A 21,000-nucleotide genomic window follows, 5' to 3' on the forward strand; every position below is an offset into this window, starting at 1 on the left:
ATGTTACGAATGCAGGGTGAACAGCGCCTGCGGCTCAACACTCAGGGCGATGGCAGCGTTGGCGGCGTGAATAACGTTGTCGGTGCTGTCCACCAACAGCGGCTGCGGACCTCCGACATCGACCAGCAAACGGCTTTGCGCACCCTGAAAAAACTGCCCGACCAAGCGACCCTGAAGGTGCCCGCGCTCCGGCATCAGGCGCAGATGCTCCGGGCGGCAATACACCGTGCCGGGTACGTCAGCACCGTGCCACGGCAGCTCGCCGCCGCTCACCTTGAGGCCTGACGGGGTGCGCTCGACCACGCTGAACGCATTCAGATTGCCGACAAACCCGGCGACGAACGCATTGGCAGGTTGTTGATAGATTTCCCTCGGCGTCGCCAATTGCGAGACGCAGCCTTTTTCCATGACCAGAATCCGGTCGCCCAGGGCCATCGCCTCGCCCTGATCGTGGGTGACGAACACCGAGGTGATGCCCAACCCACGCAACAACTGATCGAGCTCGCTGCGCAAGCGCTCACGCAACTGCGCATCCAGTGCCGCCAGCGGCTCGTCGAGCAGCAGCACCCGCGGACGCGGTGCCAGAGCCCTGGCCAGCGCGACCCGTTGACGCTGACCACCAGAAAGCTCGTTGACACGACGATTGCCATGACCGGTCAGGCCAACCAGTTCCAGCAACTCATCGCAACGCTTGCTTCGTTCGGCAGGCGACAGGCCGCGAATCTTCAGGCCGTAAACAATGTTCCCGGCGACGTCTAGATTCGGGAACAGCGCGTAGTTCTGAAACACCATCCCGACGTCACGCCGCTCGATAGGCAGGCGCGTAACGTCCTGATCATCGAACAACACCCGACCGACATCCGGCCGCTCCAGCCCGGCGATCAGGCGCAAGGTAGTGGTCTTGCCGCAACCGGACGGACCGAGAATCGCCAGCGTTTCGCCAGGCTCGATGGTCAAGTGCAGATCCTGTACAGCAACGGTGCCGTCGGCAAATGCCTTGCGGCAGCCTTTCAGGCGAATGGTAGTTCCGCTCATCGGCTCTCTCCACGGGCAAGACGCGCACTGATGGCCTGCAACGCAATCAGCAGCGGCACAATCAGCAACAGAAAAAGAAGGGTGTAGGCGCTGGCGACTTCCAGTCGGGCTGAGGCGTAGCTGTCGGCCAGACCGACCGGCAGGGTCTTGGTCATCGGCGTGTGCAGCATCCAGGTCAGGTTGAACTCACCCAGCGACAGGGTCACGACCATCAGCACACCGGCCAGAATCCCGGCCCGGCAATTGGGCACCACCACGCTGAAAAAGCGCTTCATCGGCCCGGCGCCCAGACTGGCGGCAGCCTCTTCAAGAACCGGCAGTTGCTGACGCTGCATGACCGCCATGACCGGGCGCACCAGAAACGGCAACGTGAACAACACATGGCCCACCAGAATGAACAGCCAGCTGCTGCGAAAGCTGCCGAACTGGCCGTAGGTCAGCAGCAACGCCAGGGCGCTGGCCAGGCCGGGCATGGCGACGGGGAGAACCATCAGTTCTTCAAAGGCCCGGCTGAAGCGATTGTTCATGCGCACCAGCGCATACGCCGCCGGAATGCCGACCAGGCATACGCAGATCGCACAGGCCACAGCCAGTTGCAGCGACAACCAGACAGTCGGTGAATAGGCTTGCCAGACCTGCACCAGCCAGTCGAAGGTCAAACCGCTCGACAGGCCCAGAAAATAATTGCGGGTCAGCCCGGCAAGCAGCGAAAGCACTACCGGGACCAGCATGAACGCACAAACCAGTAACGTGAATGCCAGTTGCGCAGCAAACAATGGAGAACGTTTCAAAGGGCAACCCCTGATGTCCCGACCATGCGACGGGCCAGCAACAGCACTGCCCATGTCACTAGCCCGAGGATCACCGACAGCGCGGCGGCTACGGTGAAGTTGGCGTAATTGGTGAACACGTTGTAGATCGCCACCGGCGTGACGTTCAGGCGCGTACCAAGCGTAAATGCAGTACCGAATGCGCCCATCGACGTGGCGAAGCAAATCGCACCGCAGGACACCAGCGCGGGTGCCAGCCCCGGAACGATCACATCGCACACCACCCGCCAATGACCCGCACCCAGCGAATGCGCAGCTTCTTCAAGGCTGCGGTCCAGGCTTTCGCAAGCGGCCATGACGGTGAGAATCACGCGCGGAATCGAGAAATACAGGTAGCCAATGAACAAACCGGTCAGCGAATAGGCGAATATCCAGCGTTCGCCAGCCAGCTCCAGCCCGAGTGCCGCGAAGATGCCTTGGCGACCGGCCAGCAGAATCACCAGAAAGCCCACCACTACGCCAGGAAACGCCAGCGGAAAGGTCAGCAACGCCACCAGCGCAGAGCGTCCGAAAAACTGGTTACGGGCCAGAAACACACCGCTGATACCGCCGACCAGCAACGCCGCAAGCGTGACCACCAGTGCCAGCAGACAGGTCTGCGCCAGGCTGCCGAGGTATTGAGCACTGCTCAACACCTGCCAGTAACCGCTGCCGTTGCCGTTGCCGTCAGAACCTTGTGCGCCGAGCAGGATCAGGTGGGTCAGCGGCAGCAGCCAGAATGCCAGCAACACCGCCAGCGCCGGAGCAAGTGCCACCGCAGCGGTCGGGCGCAGCCGCAGCTTCATAAATCCGCCCTTGTGCAGAGCCAGCGCGTGTCCCGGCGAGGCTGACATTACTTCACCTCACGCAGATAACGGGCAGCAAAGGCTTCCTGCACGGCAGCCATGTGCTGGTAATCCACCACACCGGCACGAGCGTAATCGCTGTCGGGCAGGAACTGCGCGGCCACGTCGGCAGGCATCTTCGAGCGCACTGGACGCAAATAAGCCTTGGCCCACAGCGCCTGGCCCTCGTCAGACAGGACGAAATCCAGCACCTTCTCGGCATTGGCGCGGTGCGGTGCCTTGGCAACCATGCTCATCACGTACGGCACGCCAATGGTGCCTTCCTTGGGAATCACGAAAGCGACGTTAGCCTTGTCCTTGTAGCGAGCGCGATAGGCGTTGAAGTCGTAGTCGACCAGAATCGGCAGTTCACCGGACAGTACGCGTGCATAAGCGGTTTGCTTGGGCACGATGGGCGAGTTCTTCGCCAGCTTCTGGAAGTAGTCGATGGCCGGGCCGAAGTTGTCCAGTGTGCCGCCCATGGCCTGATTGATCGCAACGGCGGACACGTACCCGACGAACGCGCTGGACGGGTCGAGGTAGCCGACCATGCCCTTGTACTCGGGCTTGAGCAGATCCGCCCAGCTTTGCGGCACCGGCAGACCGCCCAGTGCGTCCACGTTGACCATGATGCCGAGGGTCCCGGAGTGAATCGCGAACCAGTGCCCTTCAGGGTCTTTCAAGCCTGCCGGAATCTCGTCCCAGTGTTTGGGTTTGTAGGTATCGACCACGCCGGCCTTCTGCGCCTGCAGGCCAAAGGTCACGCCGTAATAGACCACGTCAGCGACCGGTGCGGCCTGCTCGGCAACGATCTGCGCCAGCGCCTGGCCGGAATTCTTGTTGTCCAGCGGCACCTGGACACCGGTGCTGTCGGCAATCGCCTTGAGCTGTGTTCCCCAGTCGGCCCATTCGGGCGGGCAGTTGTAGCAGATGGCGGTTTCGGCGGCCTGGGCGAGGCTGGCCGCACCACATAACAGCAGTGCCGCGAGGGTTTTACTGAGGCTGAGCATGAAGCATCTCCTTGTAGGGCTGGGTGCTTTCGCCGGGCCGGATGTGGCACGGCAGACAATGAGAAACAGGTACTGCGCCAGCAATCCGTGCCAGTAATTGGTCGATGACAATGTGCGCCAGCTCGGCGATGGGCTGAACCACGCTGCACAAGGTCGGGTGCATCTGCGTGCCGAGGGCGATGCCGTCGAAGCCGATCACCGACAGGCGCTCGGGAACGCCCCAGCCGTTGCGGCGTAATTCGGCAATCAGGCTGATGGCCAGCAAATCGTTGGAACAGACCAGCGCGCTGGGCGCAGTCGGACCACGTAACAACGGTTTGAGCGCGGCGAAGTCGGCGTTGGTATGGGCAGGCATTTCAATCACCGGGCGCGCCTCAAGCCCACCCTCGTTCATGGCATCGCGATAGCCTTCGTAACGCAGGCGGGCGCGGTCGGACTGCATGACCGGGCCTGCGACCATCGCAATACACCGGTGGCCGGCGTCGATCAGATACCGCGTCGCCAGCGCCATGCCTGCGCGGTTATCCACAGACACAGCGCTGTACTCCTCATTGTCGGTCTGGTGATAGGCCAGCACGAACGGCGTGTCCTCGATGGCCAGGCTCTCCAGCACACGGTTGTGCTCGGCGTCGGTTACGGTCAGCACCAGCCCGTCGACCCGCTGGCGCAGCAGTTCCTCAACCACGGCGCTTTCACGCTCGGCGCTGTAGTCGGTGGTCGCCAACAACAGGTTGTAGCCTCGTGCCCGCGCCGCCCGTTCCATAGCCTGAAACTGCTCGGCGAACACCGGGTTGAGCAGGTTTGGCACGATGACGCCAATCAGATTGGTGGTTTGCAGACGTAACTGTCTGCCCAGCCGATTGGGGCGAAAGCCCAGCTCACGAGCAGCGACGAATACTCGCTCGCGGGTCTCGGCGCGCACCACCTCAGGGCTTGCGAAGGCGCGTGCAGCAGTAGCCCGGGAAACCCCGGCCAGTCGTGCAACTTCTTTCAAATCAGTCATGGTCGCTCGCTTGAGATCGATCTCATTGGCGGCAACTGTAAGTGCCGAACATGGCTGAACAGCGACCGGAGGATGACCGTTTGGTGACAACTCGACCCTTGGGCACTTTAAACAGAAGGGGTTTAGCGAACCGGGACCGGTCTGCGTTACCATCAGCGGTCCGACGCGGCAACCTGCTGCGCGCAGGAGTAGTCATGGCTCACCCGTTTGCAACACTCACTCCCGATCTGGTGCTCGATGCCGTTGAAAGCATCGGTTTTCTCAGCGATGCCCGCATCCTGGCACTCAACAGCTACGAAAACCGCGTGTATCAGGTCGGTATCGAAGACGGTCAGCCGCTGATCGCCAAGTTCTATCGGCCCCAGCGCTGGACCAACGAAGCCATCCTTGAAGAACACAGCTTCACTTACGAGCTGGTCGAGGTCGAAGTGCCCGTTGTTGCGCCCATGGTGCATAACGGCGAAACCCTGTTCGAACATGCCGGTTTTCGCTTCACGCTATTCCCGCGCCGAGGCGGACGCGCGCCGGAGCCGGGCAATCTGGATCAGCTGTATCGCCTGGGTCAGTTACTGGGGCGTATCCATGCGGTCGGCTCGACCAAACCGTTCGCGCACCGCGAAGCACTGGGTGTGAATAACTTTGGCCATGCGTCAGTCAATTACCTGCTGGAAAACGACTGCATCCCGCGCAGCCTGCTTCCGGCTTACGAGTCGGTAGCCCGTGACCTGCTCAAGCGTGTCGAAGACGTTTACGCCGCCACGCCGCATACTAACATTCGCATGCACGGTGACTGTCACCCCGGCAACATGATGTGCCGCGACGAGATGTTCCACATCGTCGACCTGGACGACTGCCGCCTTGGTCCTGCCGTTCAGGACATCTGGATGATGCTGGCCGGTGATCGCCAGGAGCGCCTCGGCCAGTTGTCGGAGCTGATGGACGGTTACAACGAGTTTCATGATTTCGATCCACGCGAACTGGCCCTGATCGAACCACTGCGTGCCCTGCGCCTGATGCACTACAGCGCCTGGCTGGCCAGGCGCTGGGACGACCCTGCATTCCCGCACAGCTTTCCATGGTTCGGCACAGAGCGTTACTGGGGCGACCATATCCTGGCACTGCGCGAGCAGATGTCAGCGCTGAATGAAGAGCCGTTGAAGCTGTTTTGACCTGATGAGCCCCAGATTATCGTGCGGCGCTCCGCGTCGCATGCAGCTCTGGACGCTCCTCGTCCGATCCTGAACAAGTGACGCGGCAAAGATGTCGTGAATCAGCCGAACCTGTGTATAACATCCAGCGCTCCAGCGTGAGTACGATCAAAACCATCAACCGCATCACCCCACAATAAAACCGGAAATTTCTGTATTAATCTGTATTAAAGGGACGCTCCATGCAAGCTGCCAATCCACGCCGTGGATACATCCTGGGCCTGAGTGCTTACACCATCTGGGGCCTGTTCCCCATCTACTTCAAGGCCATCTCAGCCGTTCCGGCCATCGAGATCATCATCCATCGAGTGCTCTGGTCAGCCCTCTTCGGCTCGATTGTGCTGATGTTCTGGAAACATCCCGGCTGGTGGCGTGACCTGCGCAACAACCCACAGCGACTGGCCGTGCTGGCACTCAGCGGGACGCTGATCGCCGCGAACTGGATCGTCTACGTGTGGGCCGTTAACAACGGCCGCATGCTTGAAGCCAGTCTCGGGTATTACATCAACCCGCTGGTCAACGTGCTGCTGGGCATGCTGTTGCTGGGCGAGCGGCTCAGGCGTCTGCAAATGCTGGCGGTCGCTTTCGCCACCATTGGTGTCGCCCAGCAGGTCTGGAACGTCGGCAGCCTGCCGTGGGTGTCACTGGCCCTGGCGCTGACCTTTGCGTTCTACGGCCTGATCCGCAAAAAAGCCCCGGTTGCCGCCTTGCCTGGCCTGGTAGTGGAAACCTGGATGCTGGTGCCGCTGGCATTGATCTGGCTAACGCTCAACCCGACGGCCGTAAGCGCCCAGCCGGAATTCTGGACCACCACGCAAGCCATCTGGCTCGCCGCCGCAGGCCCGGTGACGCTGATCCCGCTGGTGTGCTTCAACGCCGCAGCCCGTCACCTGCCCTTCACCACCCTGGGTTTCCTGCAATACCTCGCGCCCACGCTGGTTCTGCTGCTGGCCGTGCTGCTGTATGGGGAGCACCTGACCACCAGCACCATCATCACCTTTGCCTTCATCTGGGCGGGGCTGGCAATCTACAGTGTGGATATCTGGCTGAAATCCCGCGGCCGAGGCTGATCAAAAAACACACAACACCTCGCAAGCCACGCCCCCCGTGGCCTGCAAGAGGTTCTCCAAGGGTTATCCACAGGCAGGCTAACCTTATCTGTGCACAAGCCATTGAAACTGTTGGTTTTTTGATCAAATTTCGCCAGGCCACGGCGAACGTGGCGTGCAAGGCTATTCCCCCAGGTTATCCACAGGCAGGTGCACGGTTAACCTGGATAACCTGAAAGTGAATCTAGTCCTCAGTACCCAACACCAGCTCCACCATCAGATCATCAGCCAGGGTCTCAAGCCCTGCCTGCAGGCCATCCAGCGACAAGCCCACCGGTACGCCCAGCACTGCATCGGCGTGGAACAGCAACTCGCTGCTCATGGGCGCAGGAGAAACGTCGGTAATCAAGTGTTCAACGTTGACACCCTGCCCGGCCAGCAAGCGGGTGATGTCGCGCACAATGCCGGGGCGGTCGTTACCGACCAGTTGCATGCTGATCAACTGGGTCGGGGCGGTTGTCTCTATCACGCTTTCAGCCAACAGCATGCGAATGCCATGGGCCGACAGGGCGTTCAACGCTTTGATCAGGTCATCGTACTTTTCCGGCTCGACGCCCACCTTGAGGATCCCGGCAAATTGCCCGGCCATGCGCGACATGCGGCTTTCCAGCCAGTTACCGCCCTGCTCGGCAATGCATTGCGCGATACGTTCGACCTGACCCGGTTTGTCGGGAGCAACCAACGTTACGACGAGATGATCCACGGTCAATTCCTCTTTCTGTGCAGGTGATTTGAAAACGGCGTCGGTCGCACCAGTATAGACAGCCCCGAAGGCAGCCCGTGCGCGGTAAATCGTGTACCGTTTGCCACGCTTTATGGAACAATCACGAGCGCTTTTGGGAACACAATGAATATCATCGTGACCCGATATGAATATCCAGTCGTTTAATGACATATTCAGCGACGTTTTCACGCAACGGCGGCTCATGTAGTATCCAGAATCTCGCACTACATGACACCAAGATCAATAACAGAGCGCTCCCCGAGTGTGCTCGACCCTGCTGAGCAGAGTGAGGCAAGTGCAATGACTGAGTACGTTCAAGTCGGTGACCTGCAAGTCGCCAGAGTCCTGTTCGACTTCGTGCAGAACGAAGCCACACCCGGAACCGGCATCGACGCCACTTCGTTCTGGGCGGGTGCGGACCAACTGATCCACGACCTTGCGCCAAAGAATAAGGCACTGCTCGCCAAACGAGATGAATTGCAGGCGCAGATCGACACGTGGCACCAATCGCGCGCCGGACAGGCTCACGACGCCTCGGCTTACAAAGCCTTCCTTCAGGAGATCGGCTACCTGCTGCCAGAAGCAGCGGACTTCCAGATCACCACGCAAAACGTCGATGAAGAAATAGCCACCATGGCCGGACCGCAACTGGTCGTGCCTGTAATGAACGCACGGTTTGCGCTCAATGCGTCAAATGCCCGCTGGGGCTCGCTGTATGACGCGCTCTATGGCACCGATGCCATCAGCGAAGAAGGCGGCGCGGAGAAAGGCAAGGGCTACAACAAGGTGCGTGGCAATAAGGTGATCGCCTTCGCCCGCGCATTCCTCGATCAGGCAGCCCCTTTGGCGGCTGGCTCGCACGTTGATTCGACTGCTTACAAATTGATCGACGGCAGACTGGTCATCAGCCTCAAGGGCGGCAGCAACACGGGCCTGCGCGACGATGCACAACTGGTGGGTTTTCAGGGTGAGGCTTCAGCGCCGTTCGCCGTGCTGCTCAAACACAATGGCCTGCATTTCGAATTGCAGATCGACGCTTCCAGCCCGGTTGGCCAAACCGATGCGGCAGGCGTGAAAGACATCCTCATGGAAGCCGCGCTGACCACCATCATGGATTGCGAAGACTCCATTGCAGCCGTCGATGCCGACGACAAAGTAGTCGTCTACCGCAACTGGCTAGGCCTGATGAAAGGCGACCTGGCGGAATCGGTGTCCAAAGGCGGCGAAACCTTCACCCGCACCATGAACCCGGATCGCGTCTACACCACGCCGCAAGGCGGCGAAGTCACGCTGCACGGTCGTTCGCTGCTGTTCATTCGTAACGTAGGTCACTTGATGACCATCGACGCGATTCTCGACAAGCATGGCAATGAAGTGCCGGAAGGTATTCTCGATGGCCTGTTGACCAGTCTGGCTGCGATCCACAACCTCAACCGCAATACCTCGCGCAGCAACAGCCGCAGCGGCTCGATGTACATCGTCAAACCGAAGATGCACGGGCCGGAGGAAGCCGCGTTTACCAACGAACTGTTCGGGCGTATCGAGCAGGTGCTGGGCTTGCCGCGCAACACATTGAAAGTCGGCATCATGGACGAAGAGCGCCGTACCACGGTCAACCTCAAAGCCTGTATTCAGGCAGCCAGCGAGCGCGTGGTATTCATCAACACCGGCTTCCTCGACCGCACCGGTGACGAAATCCATACCTCGATGGAAGCGGGCCCGGTGGTGCGCAAGGCGCAGATGAAAGCCGAGAAATGGATCAGTGCCTACGAGAACTCCAACGTCGACATCGGCCTGAAATGCGGCCTGCAAGGTCGCGCACAGATCGGCAAAGGCATGTGGGCCATGCCCGACCTGATGGCCGCCATGCTGGAACAGAAAATCGCTCACCCGCTGGCTGGCGCAAACACTGCATGGGTGCCCTCGCCTACAGCGGCTGCGCTACACGCCCTGCATTACCACAAGGTCGATGTATTCGCTCGCCAGGCCGAACTGGCTCAACGCGAGCAGGCATCGGTGGATGACATTCTGACCATTCCCCTTGCGCCGAACACCGACTGGACGCCCGAAGAAATCCAGAACGAACTGGACAACAACGCACAGGGCATTCTCGGCTATGTGGTGCGCTGGATCGATCAGGGTGTAGGTTGCTCGAAAGTACCGGATATCAACGACATCGGCCTGATGGAAGACCGCGCAACGCTGCGCATCTCAAGCCAGCACATGGCCAACTGGCTGCGTCACGGCGTTGTCAGCGAAGCTCAGGTGCTGGAAAGCTTGAAGCGCATGGCACCGGTCGTGGATCGCCAGAATGCCAATGACCCGCTGTATCGCCCGCTGGCGCCAGACTTCGACAGCAACATTGCCTTCCAGGCAGCCGTCGAACTGGTGATCGAAGGTACGCGACAGCCTAACGGCTATACCGAGCCGGTACTGCATCGTCGCCGTCGTGAGTTCAAGGCCAAAAAAGGAATGTAAGGATTTTAGTCATCGGACCTGAGAGGCAGCTTGCTGCCTCTTCGGGAAGGCGATGAGTAAACATCGCGTTTTTTGTTCGGGAGTATCAGTTTTTTTGTGTTCGGGCTGGTTAGGGCCTGCCGTCAGGCAGGCCCTTGTTTTACCAGCTCGGTCTGGTAAATCGGTCTCCGTACAGGATCGCAAATTGATTCATTGCCACTTTCCAGTCGTGTGCCGCATGACCCCAGTTGGCGGTGATGTTGCGCAACCCAAGCCATATCAGTTTCGTCGCAGCCTCATCGGTCGGGAAGTGCCCTCGAGTCTTGATGATCTTGCGTAACTGGGCATTGATGCTCTCGATGGCATTGGTCGTGTAAACCACTTTGCGAATGCCCGCCGGAAAAACAAAAAACGGTATAACCCGATCCCAGGCGCGACGCCATGCAGCAACTACAGTCGGATACTGCTTGCCCCAGGGGCCCGCTTCAAAGGCGTTAAGCTCTTGCTCAGCCACATCGGCATTGATCGCCTGGTAGATCGGCTTGAGTGCTTTGGCCAGTGCCCGACGTTTATCCCAAGCGGCATAGTCCAAGCTGTTGCGGATCAGATGCACGATGCAGGTTTGCAGCGTCGTGGCAGGAAAAACCGCCCCCAACGCCTCCGGTATTCCTTTGAGGCCATCCGTGACGGCGATCAGAACATCTTCAACGCCACGAGTCTTGAGGTCGTTGAACACCTTCATCCAAAACTTGGCACCCTCGGTGCTCTCGATCCATATACCCAGAATGTCGCGCGTGCCATCAGGTAATACCCCCAGCGCCAGATAAATAGCCTTGTTGCACACTAACCCCTCGTCCCGGATTTTGACCCGTAACGCATCGAAGAAGATCACCGGATACATCGGTTCCAAGGGTCGTTGCTGCCAAGCGCCCACCTCTTCCATGACCGCATCGGTGACTGAGCTGATGAAGTCATGGGACACGTCAGTTCCATACTGCTCAGATAGAAAAGCGCGGATCTCACGCACCGTCATGCCCCGGGCGTACATGGCAATTATCTTGTCGTCGAAGCCTGTAAAACGTCGTTCGTGCTTGGGAATCAGGATCGGGGCGAAGCTACCATCGCGGTCTCTGGGGATATCCAGGCGAAGCGGCCCGTCGTCGGTCAGAACCGTCTTGCTGCTTTTGCCATTGCGCTGATTGGTCGCCCCCTCAGGGCGCTCCGCGCCCTGAGGATAACCAAGGTGGTGACCCAGCTCGGCGCCTAGCGCACGCTCGATCAGAGCCTTCTTGAACGCCATGGACGCGTCTTGAATGGCTTCGGCGCTCATCGGGCCTTTAACAAACTGCTCGATCAGCTCTTGGGGAATCGAGGGCAACTCCCTCGCTGTTGCATTGGCGGACTTCTTTTTGGTCGGCATACATGCACCTCTAGCTACATGTTATGCCCGAACACAAAATTTCTGACAGTCTCTCTGGTTCAACAATACAAGAAATCGCAGAAAAACCTCGCTAATCCTATTCAGAATCTATCGACGCCACCCTCTTACAAATTAGCCCTTAAAATTTCTAATGCTGAAGAAGAAAGAGTTAAGATTAATACGCCAGCAGATGTGAGAGAGCATTCCCCGCTCTTGAATCTGCTGACGTAATTAGTCAATAACCCCATTTTCTGTTAGATGCCTACACAGCACCAAACAACCGATGCGGATCAATCACAAACTTCTTCGGCACGCCCGAATCAAACTCCCCATAACCCCGCGGCGCATCATCCAGACTGATCACCTCTACACCCACCACATCGGCGATCTTGATGCGGTCCCACATGATGGCCTGCATCAGCTGGCGGTTGTATTTCATGACCGGGGTCTGGCCGGTGTGGAAGCTGTGGGATTTGGCCCAGCCCAGGCCGAAGCGAATGCTCAGGCTGCCCATTTTTGCGGCAGCGTCTACGGCACCTGGGTCTTCGGTGACGTACAGGCCGGGGATGCCGATCTTGCCTGCGACGCGCACTACGCCCATCAACGAGTTGAGAACGGTGGCGGGTGCTTCGGCCTGAGCGCCAGCATGGCCGTGACCGCGTGCTTCGAAGCCTACGGCGTCGATGGCGCAATCCACTTCAGGCTCGCCGAGCAGGGCAGCGATCTGTTCGTGCAGTGGCGTGTCCAGGGACAGGTCAGCAATTTCGAAGCCTTGGGCCTTGGCGTGGACCAGGCGTTTCGGGTTGACGTCGCCGACGATTACCACCGCCGCGCCCAACAAGCGTGCTGACGCCGCCGCAGCCAGGCCGACCGGGCCAGCGCCTGCTACGTAAACCGTGCTGCCAGGGCCAACCCCGGCAGTCACTGCACCGTGGTAGCCGGTGGGCAGGATGTCGGACAGGCAGGTCAGGTCGCGGATTTTCTCCATCGCCGCGTCGCGGTCTGGCAGTTTGAGCAGGTTGAAGTCAGCGTAAGGCACCAGCACGTATTCAGCCTGACCGCCGACCCAGTCGCCCATGTCGACGTAGCCGTATGCACCGCCGGGGCGGGCCGGGTTGACCGTCAGGCAGACGCCAGTGTTCTGTTCCTTGCAACTGCGGCAGCGACCGCACGCCACGTTGAACGGCACAGAAACCAGATCACCGACTTTCAGATGTTCCACGTCGCGCCCGGCTTCCAGCACCTCGCCGGTGATTTCATGACCCAGGACCAACCCGGTTTGCGCCGTCGTGCGACCACGCACCATGTGTTGGTCCGAGCCGCAGATATTGGTGGAGACTACGCGCAGGATCACGCCGTGTTCGATGCGCTTGCCGCGTGGGTCTTCCATTTTCGGGAAGGGGATTGATTGCACTTCGACCTTGCCAGCGCCGAGATACACTACACCGCGATTACCAGACATACATGTCACCTCGCTTTTATTGTGGTGGAGCAGAGAGAAGCAGTTGCAGCTATAAAACCACCGTCCTGTTGGCGTTGAGAAACACCCGCCGTTCAATGTGATAGCCCACTGCGCGGGCCAGTGTCAGACCTTCGATGTCTCGACCTTTGGCAATCAGGTCTTCGGGATAGTGGCTGTGATCAACCACTTCCACGCCTTGAGCAATGATCGGGCCTTCGTCCAGATCGTTGTTGATGTAATGCGCGGTAGCACCCACCAGTTTCACACCCTTGTTGTAAGCCTGATGGTAAGGCTTGGCACCCTTGAAACCGGGCAGCAGCGAGTGGTGGATGTTGATCGCCTTGCCGTCCAGCTTGCGGCACAAATCGGGTGAAAGGACCTGCATGTAGCGGGCGAGAATCACCAGCTCTGCGCCGGATTCTTCGATCACCTGCCAGACCTTCGCTTCCTGCGCAGGCTTGTCGTTCGGGTCCAGAGGGAAATGGTAGTACGGAATACCGTGCCAGCCAGCCAATGGCTCAAGATCCGGGTGATTGGACACCACCGCGACCACGTCCATGGACAGTTGATTGATACGCTGGCGATAGAGCAAATCGTTCAGGCAGTGATCGGCTTTTGAAACCATGATCACCACTTTTGGCCGGTAGTTGGGTGCTGTGAGTTCGAAGATCATGCCGAAGGCTTCGCCTCGTTCGCTCAGCCCGGCCCGGAAAGCCTGTTCGTCGAAAGCCTGGGGCTGACGAAATTCCACGCGTATGAAGAAACGCCCTGACAGGCGATCATCGAAGGAGTGGTGCTCAGTGACGTAGCAGCCCTGCTCGAACAGGAAGCGGGTCACCGCATCTACCGTGCCCAGTACACTGGGGCAGTCGGCGGTTAAAATCCACGTATCGGGCGCGCGGCTCATTGAATCAAAGCTCCTGAATGTTCGTTATCCACAGATACGGCTGACTCTTGTGCCAATGCTCCGCGTTATACACAAATCTTGTGGGAGCGTACCGGGCGACGCTTCGCTTGTTCGCGAAGGGGGCGGTACATTCACCGGAAATGTATCGTCTGGACTACCGTCTTCGCGGACAAGTCCGCTCCCACAGGCCTCTCCCACTGGAGTCTTCATTGAGACCGACGCTGCGGTTTCAGCCCCGGTTCCCGGCTCTTCACGCCTGAATGCTCAGCCCGTACTCGGCACTCGCATCCTGCAACCATAGCCACCAGTAATCCGAGAAGCTGCGGCGGACCAGCAGCTCCCAGGTTTCTTCACCGGTCCGGCGGATCACCAGTTGCGACTTGGCGAACACCGTGCCGACGGCCTTGCCCACCGGGAAGTTGTCCGGGTGCACGTCGTAGCTGGTGGATTTCATCAATACCTGGCGCACTTTCGGACCGGTCAGTTCGAGGATCGACTGGCCGCCACTGACGTTGACGATGGAGATATGCAGCCCGGTCAGCGCCTCGCGCAGCTTTTGCTCTGCCGCGAACTCTTCGCCGCTCGGCACGATCAGCAGCCATTCATCCGGACCAAGCCATTGCAGCGAGCTTTCGCCACTGATGACCAGCATCAGTGCGGCGGGCAGCTCCATGCCCAGCGCCTTGTGTACGCCTGCGGCGAAGGCCGGATCGTGGGCATTGCCACGAATCGTCAGGTGGCCCAGCAGCTTTTTCTCGCGCAGGAACACGCCGGGGCTGGCGCGCCCCTTGCCGATCAGGCTGTCGAGGTTTGCGTGGAACAGCGGCGACTCGGCTTTGACATCGGTGGTCGGGCGCTGCTGGTAAACGTTCGCTGTGGTCATGAATCACCTGCCTTGAATTCTGTTTGCTGCTGATGATCGGCGCTCCGCGTGTTACTCGACATTCTGGCGCTCGCCCTTTGGATCGAAGAACACCGAGGAAACGATCTCGGCTTCGATCACGCTGCCGTCTGCCAGAGGCGCGAAGACCCGCTCTCCCATGCGCGCCAGGCCGCCTTTGACCACGCCCATCGCAAACGAATAGCCCAGCGAGTTGTGTGCATAGCTGGAAGTCACATGGCCAACCATGCTCATCGGGATCGTCTGTTTTGTATCGAACACCAGTTGCGCGCCCTCTGGTAGCCATTTGGTCGGGTCGACAGGCTTGAGGCCGACCAGTTGCTTGCGCTGTTCGCGTACACAGTCTTCGCGATTCATGCCGCGCCAGCCGATCCACGAGAATGGCTTGGTCCGGCCGACACACCAGCCCATGTTCAGGTCGTCCGGAGTCATCGAACCATCGGTGTCCTGGCCAACGATGATGAAGCCCTTTTCGGCGCGCAGTACGTGCATGGTTTCAGTGCCGTAAGGCGTCAGGTTGTACTGTTTGCCTGCCTCGGCGATCTTTTCCAGAACGCCCATGGCGTAGTCAGCCTGAATGTTGACCTCGTAGGAAAGCTCACCGGTAAACGAGATACGGAATACGCGAGCTGGCACACCGGCGACCAGACCTTCCTTCCAGGTCATGAACGGGAAGGCTTCACGGCCCAGATCGATATCGGTGACTTCGCTGAGCAGCTTGCGGCTGTTGGGGCCGGACAGCGTCAGCGTCGCCCAGTGATCGGTCACTGAGGTGAAATACACTTTCAGGTCCGGCCATTCGGTCTGCTGATAGATTTCCAGCCATTGCAGGACGCGTGCAGCGCCGCCTGTGGTGGTAGTCATCAGGAAGTGGTTGTCGGCGAGGCAGGCAGTCACGCCATCATCGAAGACCATGCCGTCTTCCTTGCACATCAGACCGTAGCGGGCCTTGCCCACGTCCAGTTTGGTCCACGCGTTGGTGTAGATGCGGTTGAGGAATTCGCGGGCATCCGGGCCTTGAATGTCGATTTTGCCCAGCGTCGAAGCGTCCAGCAGACCCACGCTGTCGCGCACAGCCTTGCATTCGCGAGCGACGGCTGCGGGCAGGTCTTCGCCGTTTTTCGGGAAGTACCACGGGCGTTTCCACTGGCCGACGTCTTCAAATTCGGCACCGTTTTTGACATGCCAGGCGTGCAGTGCGGTGAAACGCACCGGTTCGAAGATGTGCTTGCAATGACGCCCGGCTATCGCGCCGAACGTGACCGGCGTGTAGTTGGGGCGGAACATGGTGGTGCCCATTTCCGGGATCGACACGTTCAGTGAACGGGCGGCGATGGCCAGACCGTTGACGTTGCCCAGCTTGCCCTGATCAGTACCGAAACCCAGCGCGGTGTAGCGTTTTACGTGCTCGACCGACTCGAAACCTTCACGGGTCGCCAGCTCGATGGCGGCAGCGGTCACGTCGTTCTGCAGGTCGACGAATTGCTTGGGGGCCCGAGCGGTGCCTTTCTCGTGCGGCACCTGAAACAGCGCCAGTGTCGGTTCTTCAGCGCGACTGAAGGCTTTGGGCATCACGCCTTCGACCACCTTGAAGCCTGCTTCGCTGGCCGCGCGCACGCCACCTTCAAAACCATCGGCCAGGCTGTCTGCAAGACTGTAGACGCCGTTGACGCCGCCTACGCAGATACGTTTCTGCGGTGCTTCGCCCGGTACAAACCCGAGGATGTCCTCACGCCATACCGGCTTGCCACCCAAGTGCGAGGCCAAGTGCACAATCGGGCTGTAGCCGCCGGAGCTGGCCACCAGATCGCACTCAAGCCATTCGCCGGGGCTGGTGACGGTGTGCGCCTTGACGTCGATTGCGGCGACGCGGGCAGCTGTCACGCGTTTGCTGCCACGCGCTTCAATCACTGCGCTGCCGGTCAGAATGCGAATGCCTTTGGCGCGGGCTTCCTCAACCAGCGGGCCGCGCGGGTTATGCCGAGCATCGGCAATCGCAACCACTTGCAGGCTGGCGTCGAGCCAGTCCAGCGCAACGCGGTAGGCATGGTCGTTGTTGGTGGACAGCACCAGTTTTTTACCCGGTGCTACGCCGTAACGCCGGACATAGGTCGAAACGGCGCCTGCCAGCATGTTGCCCGGCACATCGTTGTTGCCGTAAACCAGCGGGCGCTCGTGAGTACCGGCAGCCAGCACCACACGCTTGGCGCGTACCCGGTGCATACGTTGGCGAACCATGCCGATGGGCGCGCGATCACCGAGGTGGTCGGTAAGGCGCTCATGAATGGTCAGGAAATTGTGATCGTGGTAGCCGTTGACCGTGGCGCGCGGCAGCAGTGTCACGTTGCGCAGGCTTTTCAGCTCGGCGACCACCGTAGCCACCCATTCAGCAGCGGGTTTGCCATCGAGACTTTCACGGCTGTCGAGCAGACTGCCGCCGAACTCTTCCTGTTCATCCGCAACGATCACTCGGGCACCACTGCGGCCGGCAGCCAGCGCGGCGGCCAGCCCGGCTGGGCCTGCGCCGACGATCAGCACGTCACAGTGCTGGTTCATCGCGTCATAGCTGTCCGGATCGTTCTCGGTCGGCGAGCGCCCCAGGCCCGCAGCCTTGCGGATGTACTTTTCGTAAGTCATCCAGAACGATTGCGGGTACATGAAGGTTTTGTAGTAGAAGCCCGGTGGCATCAACTTGCCGCCGACCTTGCCCAAAATGCCCATGACGTCGGTGTTCACGCTTGGCCAGCCGTTGGTGCTGGTGGCGACCAGTCCTGCATAGAGCGCTTGTTGCGTGGCGCGCACGTTGGGGATTTGCGTCGCTTCGGTCGCGCCGATCTGCAACACGGCGTTTGGCTCTTCCGAACCCGCTGCAAAGATGCCGCGCGGGCGGGAGTATTTGAAGCTGCGGCCGATGATATCGACGCCATTGGCCAGCAGGGCAGAGGCCAGCGAGTCGCCTTCAAAGCCCTGATAGGTCTGGCCGTTGAAGGTGAAGTTGAGCACCTTGCTGCGATTGATACGGCCGCCGTTGGGCAAGCGCTGGGTCTGGCTCATACCTTGTCTCCCTGATCCGTGAACTGCGGCTTCGTACCAATCGGATAGGTTTCGAGAATCTCGTAGGTCACGGTATTGCGCGTCATGTTGAAGTACTGGCGGCAACCGGCAGCGTGTATCCACAGCTCGTGGTGCAGGCCGCGCGGGTTATCGCGAAAGAACATGTAGTCGCCCCATTGCTCATCGGTGCAGGCACCTGGGTCCAGCGGGCGTGGAATATGCGCCTGGCCGGACGGGTGGAATTCCTCTTCGGAGCGCAGTTCGCCACAGTGAGGACAGAAGATATGCAGCATGGTCGGGTTCTCCTGTTAGTGGGCTACGGCTGCAGCGCCGTGTTCGTCGATGAGCGCGCCGTTGTGGAAACGGTCGATGGAGAACGGTTTGGCCAGCGGGTGCATTTCGCCTTTGGCCAGACTGGCGGCAAACACGTTGCCCGAGCCCGGCGTGGCCTTGAAGCCGCCTGTGCCCCAGCCGCAGTTGAAGAACATGTTCGGCACCGGCGTTTTGGAAATGATCGGGCAGGCGTCCGGCGTGGTGTCGACGATGCCGCCCCACTGGCGGTTCATGCGCACACGCGACAGCACCGGAAACATCTCAACGATGGCCTGAATAGTGTGTTCGATCACCGGGTAAGAGCCACGCTGGCCATAACCGACCCAACTGTCGATACCGGCACCGATCACCAGGTCGCCCTTGTCGGACTGGCTGATGTAGCCGTGCACGGCGTTGGACATGATGACGCTGTCGATAATCGGCTTGATCGGCTCGGAGACCAGTGCCTGCAAAGGATGTGATTCGATCGGCAGACGAAAGCCCGCCAGTTTGGCCATGTGCCCGGAGTTACCGGCGGTTACCACGCCGACACGTTTGGCACCGATGAAACCCTTGTTGGTTTCGACGCCGATGCACACGCCGTTTTCCTTGCGAAAGCCGATGACTTCGGTCTGCTGGATAAGGTCTACGCCCAAGGCGTCGGCGGCACGCGCAAAGCCCCAGGCCACTGCGTCGTGACGAGCTACGCCGCCACGACGCTGAACGGTTGCACCGATGATCGGGTAGCGGGTGTTTTTCGAGCAGTCCAGGTATGGGATTTCCTCAGCGACCTGCTTGCCGTTGAGCAGTTCGCCATCTACACCGTTCAGGCGGTTGGCGCTGACACGCCGCTCGGAGTCGCGCATGTCCTGCAAGGTGTGGCACAGGTTGTAGACGCCGCGCTGGGAAAACATGACGTTGTAGTTCAGGTCCTGAGACAGGCCTTCCCACAGTTTCATCGCGTGCTCATAAAGGTGGGCCGACTCGTCCCACAGGTAGTTGGAGCGCACGATAGTGGTGTTACGTGCGGTGTTCCCGCCGCCCAGCCAGCCTTTCTCGACCACGGCCACATTGGTGATGCCGTGCTCCTTGGCTAGATAGTAGGCAGTCGCCAGACCGTGCCCGCCACCGCCGACGATGACCACGTCGTAGACCTTTTTCGGGGTCGGCGTGCGCCACATGCGCTGCCAGTTTTCGTGATGGCTGAGGGAATGCTTGAGAAGGCCGAAGCCTGAGTAATGCTGCATGTGAGGCTACTCCTGACTCAGCGATAAACCGGGAAATCGGCGCACAAGGCTGCTACCTGGCTGGCGACGTTGGCCTCGACATCGGCATCACCGAGGTTATCGAGAATGTCGCAGATCCAGCCCGCCAGCTCGACGCATTGGGTCACCTTGAAGCCGCGGGTGGTGACGGCCGGCGTGCCGATGCGCAGACCGGAGGTCACGAACGGCGACTGCGGGTCGTTGGGCACCGAGTTCTTGTTGACGGTGATGTGCGCACGGCCCAGAGCGGCGTCGGCGTCCTTGCCGGTCAGGCCCTGACGGATCAGGCTGACCAGAAACAAATGGTTGTCGGTCCCGCCTGAAACCACATCGAAGCCGCGGTCGATGAATACCTGCGCCATCGCTTGTGCGTTGTCGATGACCTGCTGTTGATAAGCCTTGAAACCTGGCTCCATCGCTTCCTTGAAGCACACGGCCTTGGCGGCGATAACGTGCATCAGCGGGCCGCCCTGACCGCCGGGGAAGACGGCGGAATTGAATTTCTTCTCCAGCTCTTCGTTGGCCTTGGCGAGAATCAGGCCGCCGCGTGGGCCACGCAGTGTCTTGTGCGTGGTGGTGGTGACCACATCGGCATACGGCAGCGGGTTCGGATAGAGACCGGCAGCCACCAGACCTGCAACGTGTGCCATGTCGACGAACAGGTAGGCACCTACCTTGTCGGCGATTTCACGGAAGCGCGGAAAATCCAGCGTCTTCGAATAGGCCGAGAAACCGGCAATGATCATTTTCGGCTGGCATTCGACGGCGATGCGTTCGACTTCGTCGTAATCGATCAGCCCGGTGGTGGTGTCGATGCCGTACTGCACGGCGTTGTAGAGTTTGCCCGAGAAGCTGACCTTGGCACCGTGGGTCAGATGACCGCCGTGCGCCAGGCTCATGCCCAATACAGTGTCGCCTGCTTGCAGCAACGCCAGATAGACCGCTGCATTGGCTTGGCTGCCGGAGTGTGGCTGTACGTTGGCGTAATCGGCCCCGAACAGCTGTTTGGCGCGCTCGATGGCCAGTTGCTCGACCTTGTCGACGTGCTCGCAGCCGCCGTAGTAACGCTTGCCAGGGTAGCCCTCTGCGTACTTGTTGGTCAGGCCGCTGCCCTGCGCCTGCATCACGCGTTTGCTGGTGTAGTTCTCCGAGGCGATCAGCTCGATATGGTCTTCCTGACGCTGCTCCTCGGCGTTCATTGCCGACAACAGTGCGTCGTCATAACCCTGGATCTGGTCTTGCTTGCTGAACATCGCGGATCTCCCAGCGGCGGCGCGGCGCCTGACTTGTCGTTAGGGCCGAACAGAGCCCTCTGAGAGCGATGGTAGGGCCGGACCGAAGTCGCCAAATGCCTATGGACGCCACACAAAGGTGCGTTTACGACATGGGGGCCAAGGGAACGGAAATAGCAGAAGAGGCGTTGCGCGGTGACGAGGCCGCAAACGAAAAAGCCCGCTCCCGGCGGGAGTGATTCCAGCG

The 21,000-nt window shown here is 60.0% G+C and carries 17 protein-coding genes; 3 read left to right on the forward strand and 14 right to left on the reverse strand.

The genetic code is table 11. The features are described from left to right. Window positions 1-3 precede the first annotated feature (3 nt). Genes FFH21_RS25335 through FFH21_RS25355 form a run of 5 tightly spaced genes read right to left on the reverse strand, consistent with a single transcriptional unit; the run spans window position 4 to window position 4,702 of the window. A complete protein-coding gene (locus FFH21_RS25335; protein WP_004654779.1) occupies window positions 4-1,035 on the reverse strand; it encodes an ABC transporter ATP-binding protein in 1,032 nt (343 codons plus the stop codon). Then, entirely contained in the window at window positions 1,032-1,826 is a 795-nt protein-coding gene (locus tag FFH21_RS25340; protein ID WP_011169715.1) for an ABC transporter permease, read from the reverse strand. The genes FFH21_RS25335 and FFH21_RS25340 overlap by 4 nt, the downstream gene beginning before the upstream one ends. After that, window positions 1,823-2,698 (reverse strand): iron ABC transporter permease, encoded by an 876-nt coding sequence (locus FFH21_RS25345; RefSeq protein ID WP_011169716.1) that lies wholly within the window; start codon window positions 2,696-2,698, stop codon window positions 1,823-1,825. The genes FFH21_RS25340 and FFH21_RS25345 overlap by 4 nt, the downstream gene beginning before the upstream one ends. Next, complete coding sequence (locus FFH21_RS25350; protein ID WP_004654786.1) at window positions 2,698-3,699, reverse strand: ABC transporter substrate-binding protein; 1,002 nt, start codon at window positions 3,697-3,699, stop codon at window positions 2,698-2,700. The genes FFH21_RS25345 and FFH21_RS25350 overlap by 1 nt, the downstream gene beginning before the upstream one ends. Next, window positions 3,683-4,702 (reverse strand): substrate-binding domain-containing protein, encoded by a 1,020-nt coding sequence (locus tag FFH21_RS25355; protein WP_041924661.1) that lies wholly within the window; start codon window positions 4,700-4,702, stop codon window positions 3,683-3,685. The genes FFH21_RS25350 and FFH21_RS25355 overlap by 17 nt, the downstream gene beginning before the upstream one ends. 194 nt (window positions 4,703-4,896) lie before the next feature. On the opposite strand from FFH21_RS25355, the gene FFH21_RS25360 reads away from it, so the two are divergent. Together FFH21_RS25360 and rarD are read left to right on the forward strand one after the other, a co-directional pair. Further along, window positions 4,897-5,871, forward strand: coding sequence for a serine/threonine protein kinase (locus tag FFH21_RS25360; protein WP_002555585.1), 975 nt, complete (start codon window positions 4,897-4,899; stop codon window positions 5,869-5,871). 221 nt (window positions 5,872-6,092) lie between these two features. Then, window positions 6,093-6,980 (forward strand): EamA family transporter RarD, encoded by an 888-nt coding sequence (rarD, locus tag FFH21_RS25370; protein ID WP_004663394.1) that lies wholly within the window; start codon window positions 6,093-6,095, stop codon window positions 6,978-6,980. 223 nt (window positions 6,981-7,203) lie between these two features. Here rarD and FFH21_RS25375 read toward each other — a convergent pair whose 3' ends face one another. Further along, entirely contained in the window at window positions 7,204-7,722 is a 519-nt protein-coding gene (locus FFH21_RS25375; protein ID WP_004654792.1) for a glycine cleavage system protein R, read from the reverse strand. A gap of 321 nt (window positions 7,723-8,043) precedes the next feature. Between FFH21_RS25375 and FFH21_RS25380 the strand changes: the two genes are divergently transcribed. Further along, window positions 8,044-10,221 (forward strand): malate synthase G, encoded by a 2,178-nt coding sequence (locus FFH21_RS25380; protein ID WP_004654794.1) that lies wholly within the window; start codon window positions 8,044-8,046, stop codon window positions 10,219-10,221. A gap of 139 nt (window positions 10,222-10,360) precedes the next feature. On the opposite strand, the gene FFH21_RS25390 is transcribed toward FFH21_RS25380, so the two are convergent. From FFH21_RS25390 to glyA, 8 genes are all read right to left on the reverse strand, one after another. Continuing rightward, window positions 10,361-11,620 (reverse strand): IS256-like element ISPsy17 family transposase, encoded by a 1,260-nt coding sequence (locus tag FFH21_RS25390; protein WP_004663377.1) that lies wholly within the window; start codon window positions 11,618-11,620, stop codon window positions 10,361-10,363. A gap of 262 nt (window positions 11,621-11,882) precedes the next feature. Then, window positions 11,883-13,082 carry a formaldehyde dehydrogenase, glutathione-independent gene (gene fdhA, locus FFH21_RS25400; RefSeq protein WP_004663379.1) on the reverse strand — a complete coding sequence of 400 codons (1,200 nt, stop codon included), beginning with the start codon at window positions 13,080-13,082 and terminating at the stop codon, window positions 11,883-11,885. Window positions 13,083-13,131: 49 nt separating this feature from the next. Next, entirely contained in the window at window positions 13,132-13,989 is an 858-nt protein-coding gene (gene purU, locus FFH21_RS25405; RefSeq protein ID WP_004655932.1) for a formyltetrahydrofolate deformylase, read from the reverse strand. 250 nt (window positions 13,990-14,239) lie between these two features. After that, complete coding sequence (locus tag FFH21_RS25410) at window positions 14,240-14,872, reverse strand: sarcosine oxidase subunit gamma (RefSeq protein WP_004655930.1); 633 nt, start codon at window positions 14,870-14,872, stop codon at window positions 14,240-14,242. 51 nt (window positions 14,873-14,923) lie between these two features. Continuing rightward, window positions 14,924-17,944 (reverse strand): sarcosine oxidase subunit alpha, encoded by a 3,021-nt coding sequence (locus FFH21_RS25415; RefSeq protein ID WP_011169725.1) that lies wholly within the window; start codon window positions 17,942-17,944, stop codon window positions 14,924-14,926. Next, on the reverse strand, window positions 17,941-18,237 hold the full coding sequence (locus tag FFH21_RS25420; protein ID WP_002555603.1) for a sarcosine oxidase subunit delta: 297 nt from the start codon (window positions 18,235-18,237) through the stop codon (window positions 17,941-17,943). The genes FFH21_RS25415 and FFH21_RS25420 overlap by 4 nt, the downstream gene beginning before the upstream one ends. A 15-nt stretch (window positions 18,238-18,252) precedes the next feature. Beyond that, the gene (locus FFH21_RS25425) at window positions 18,253-19,503 is read right to left on the reverse strand and encodes a sarcosine oxidase subunit beta family protein (protein ID WP_002555602.1); all 1,251 of its coding nucleotides are present in this window, start codon (window positions 19,501-19,503) and stop codon (window positions 18,253-18,255) included. A gap of 17 nt (window positions 19,504-19,520) precedes the next feature. Continuing rightward, the gene (glyA, locus tag FFH21_RS25430) at window positions 19,521-20,774 is read right to left on the reverse strand and encodes a serine hydroxymethyltransferase (protein WP_004655925.1); all 1,254 of its coding nucleotides are present in this window, start codon (window positions 20,772-20,774) and stop codon (window positions 19,521-19,523) included. Between the last annotated feature and the right edge of the window lie 226 nt (window positions 20,775-21,000).

Origin of the sequence: Pseudomonas sp. KBS0707, assembly GCF_005937945.2 — a bacterium.
Lineage (GTDB): Bacteria > Pseudomonadota > Gammaproteobacteria > Pseudomonadales > Pseudomonadaceae > Aquipseudomonas > Aquipseudomonas amygdali.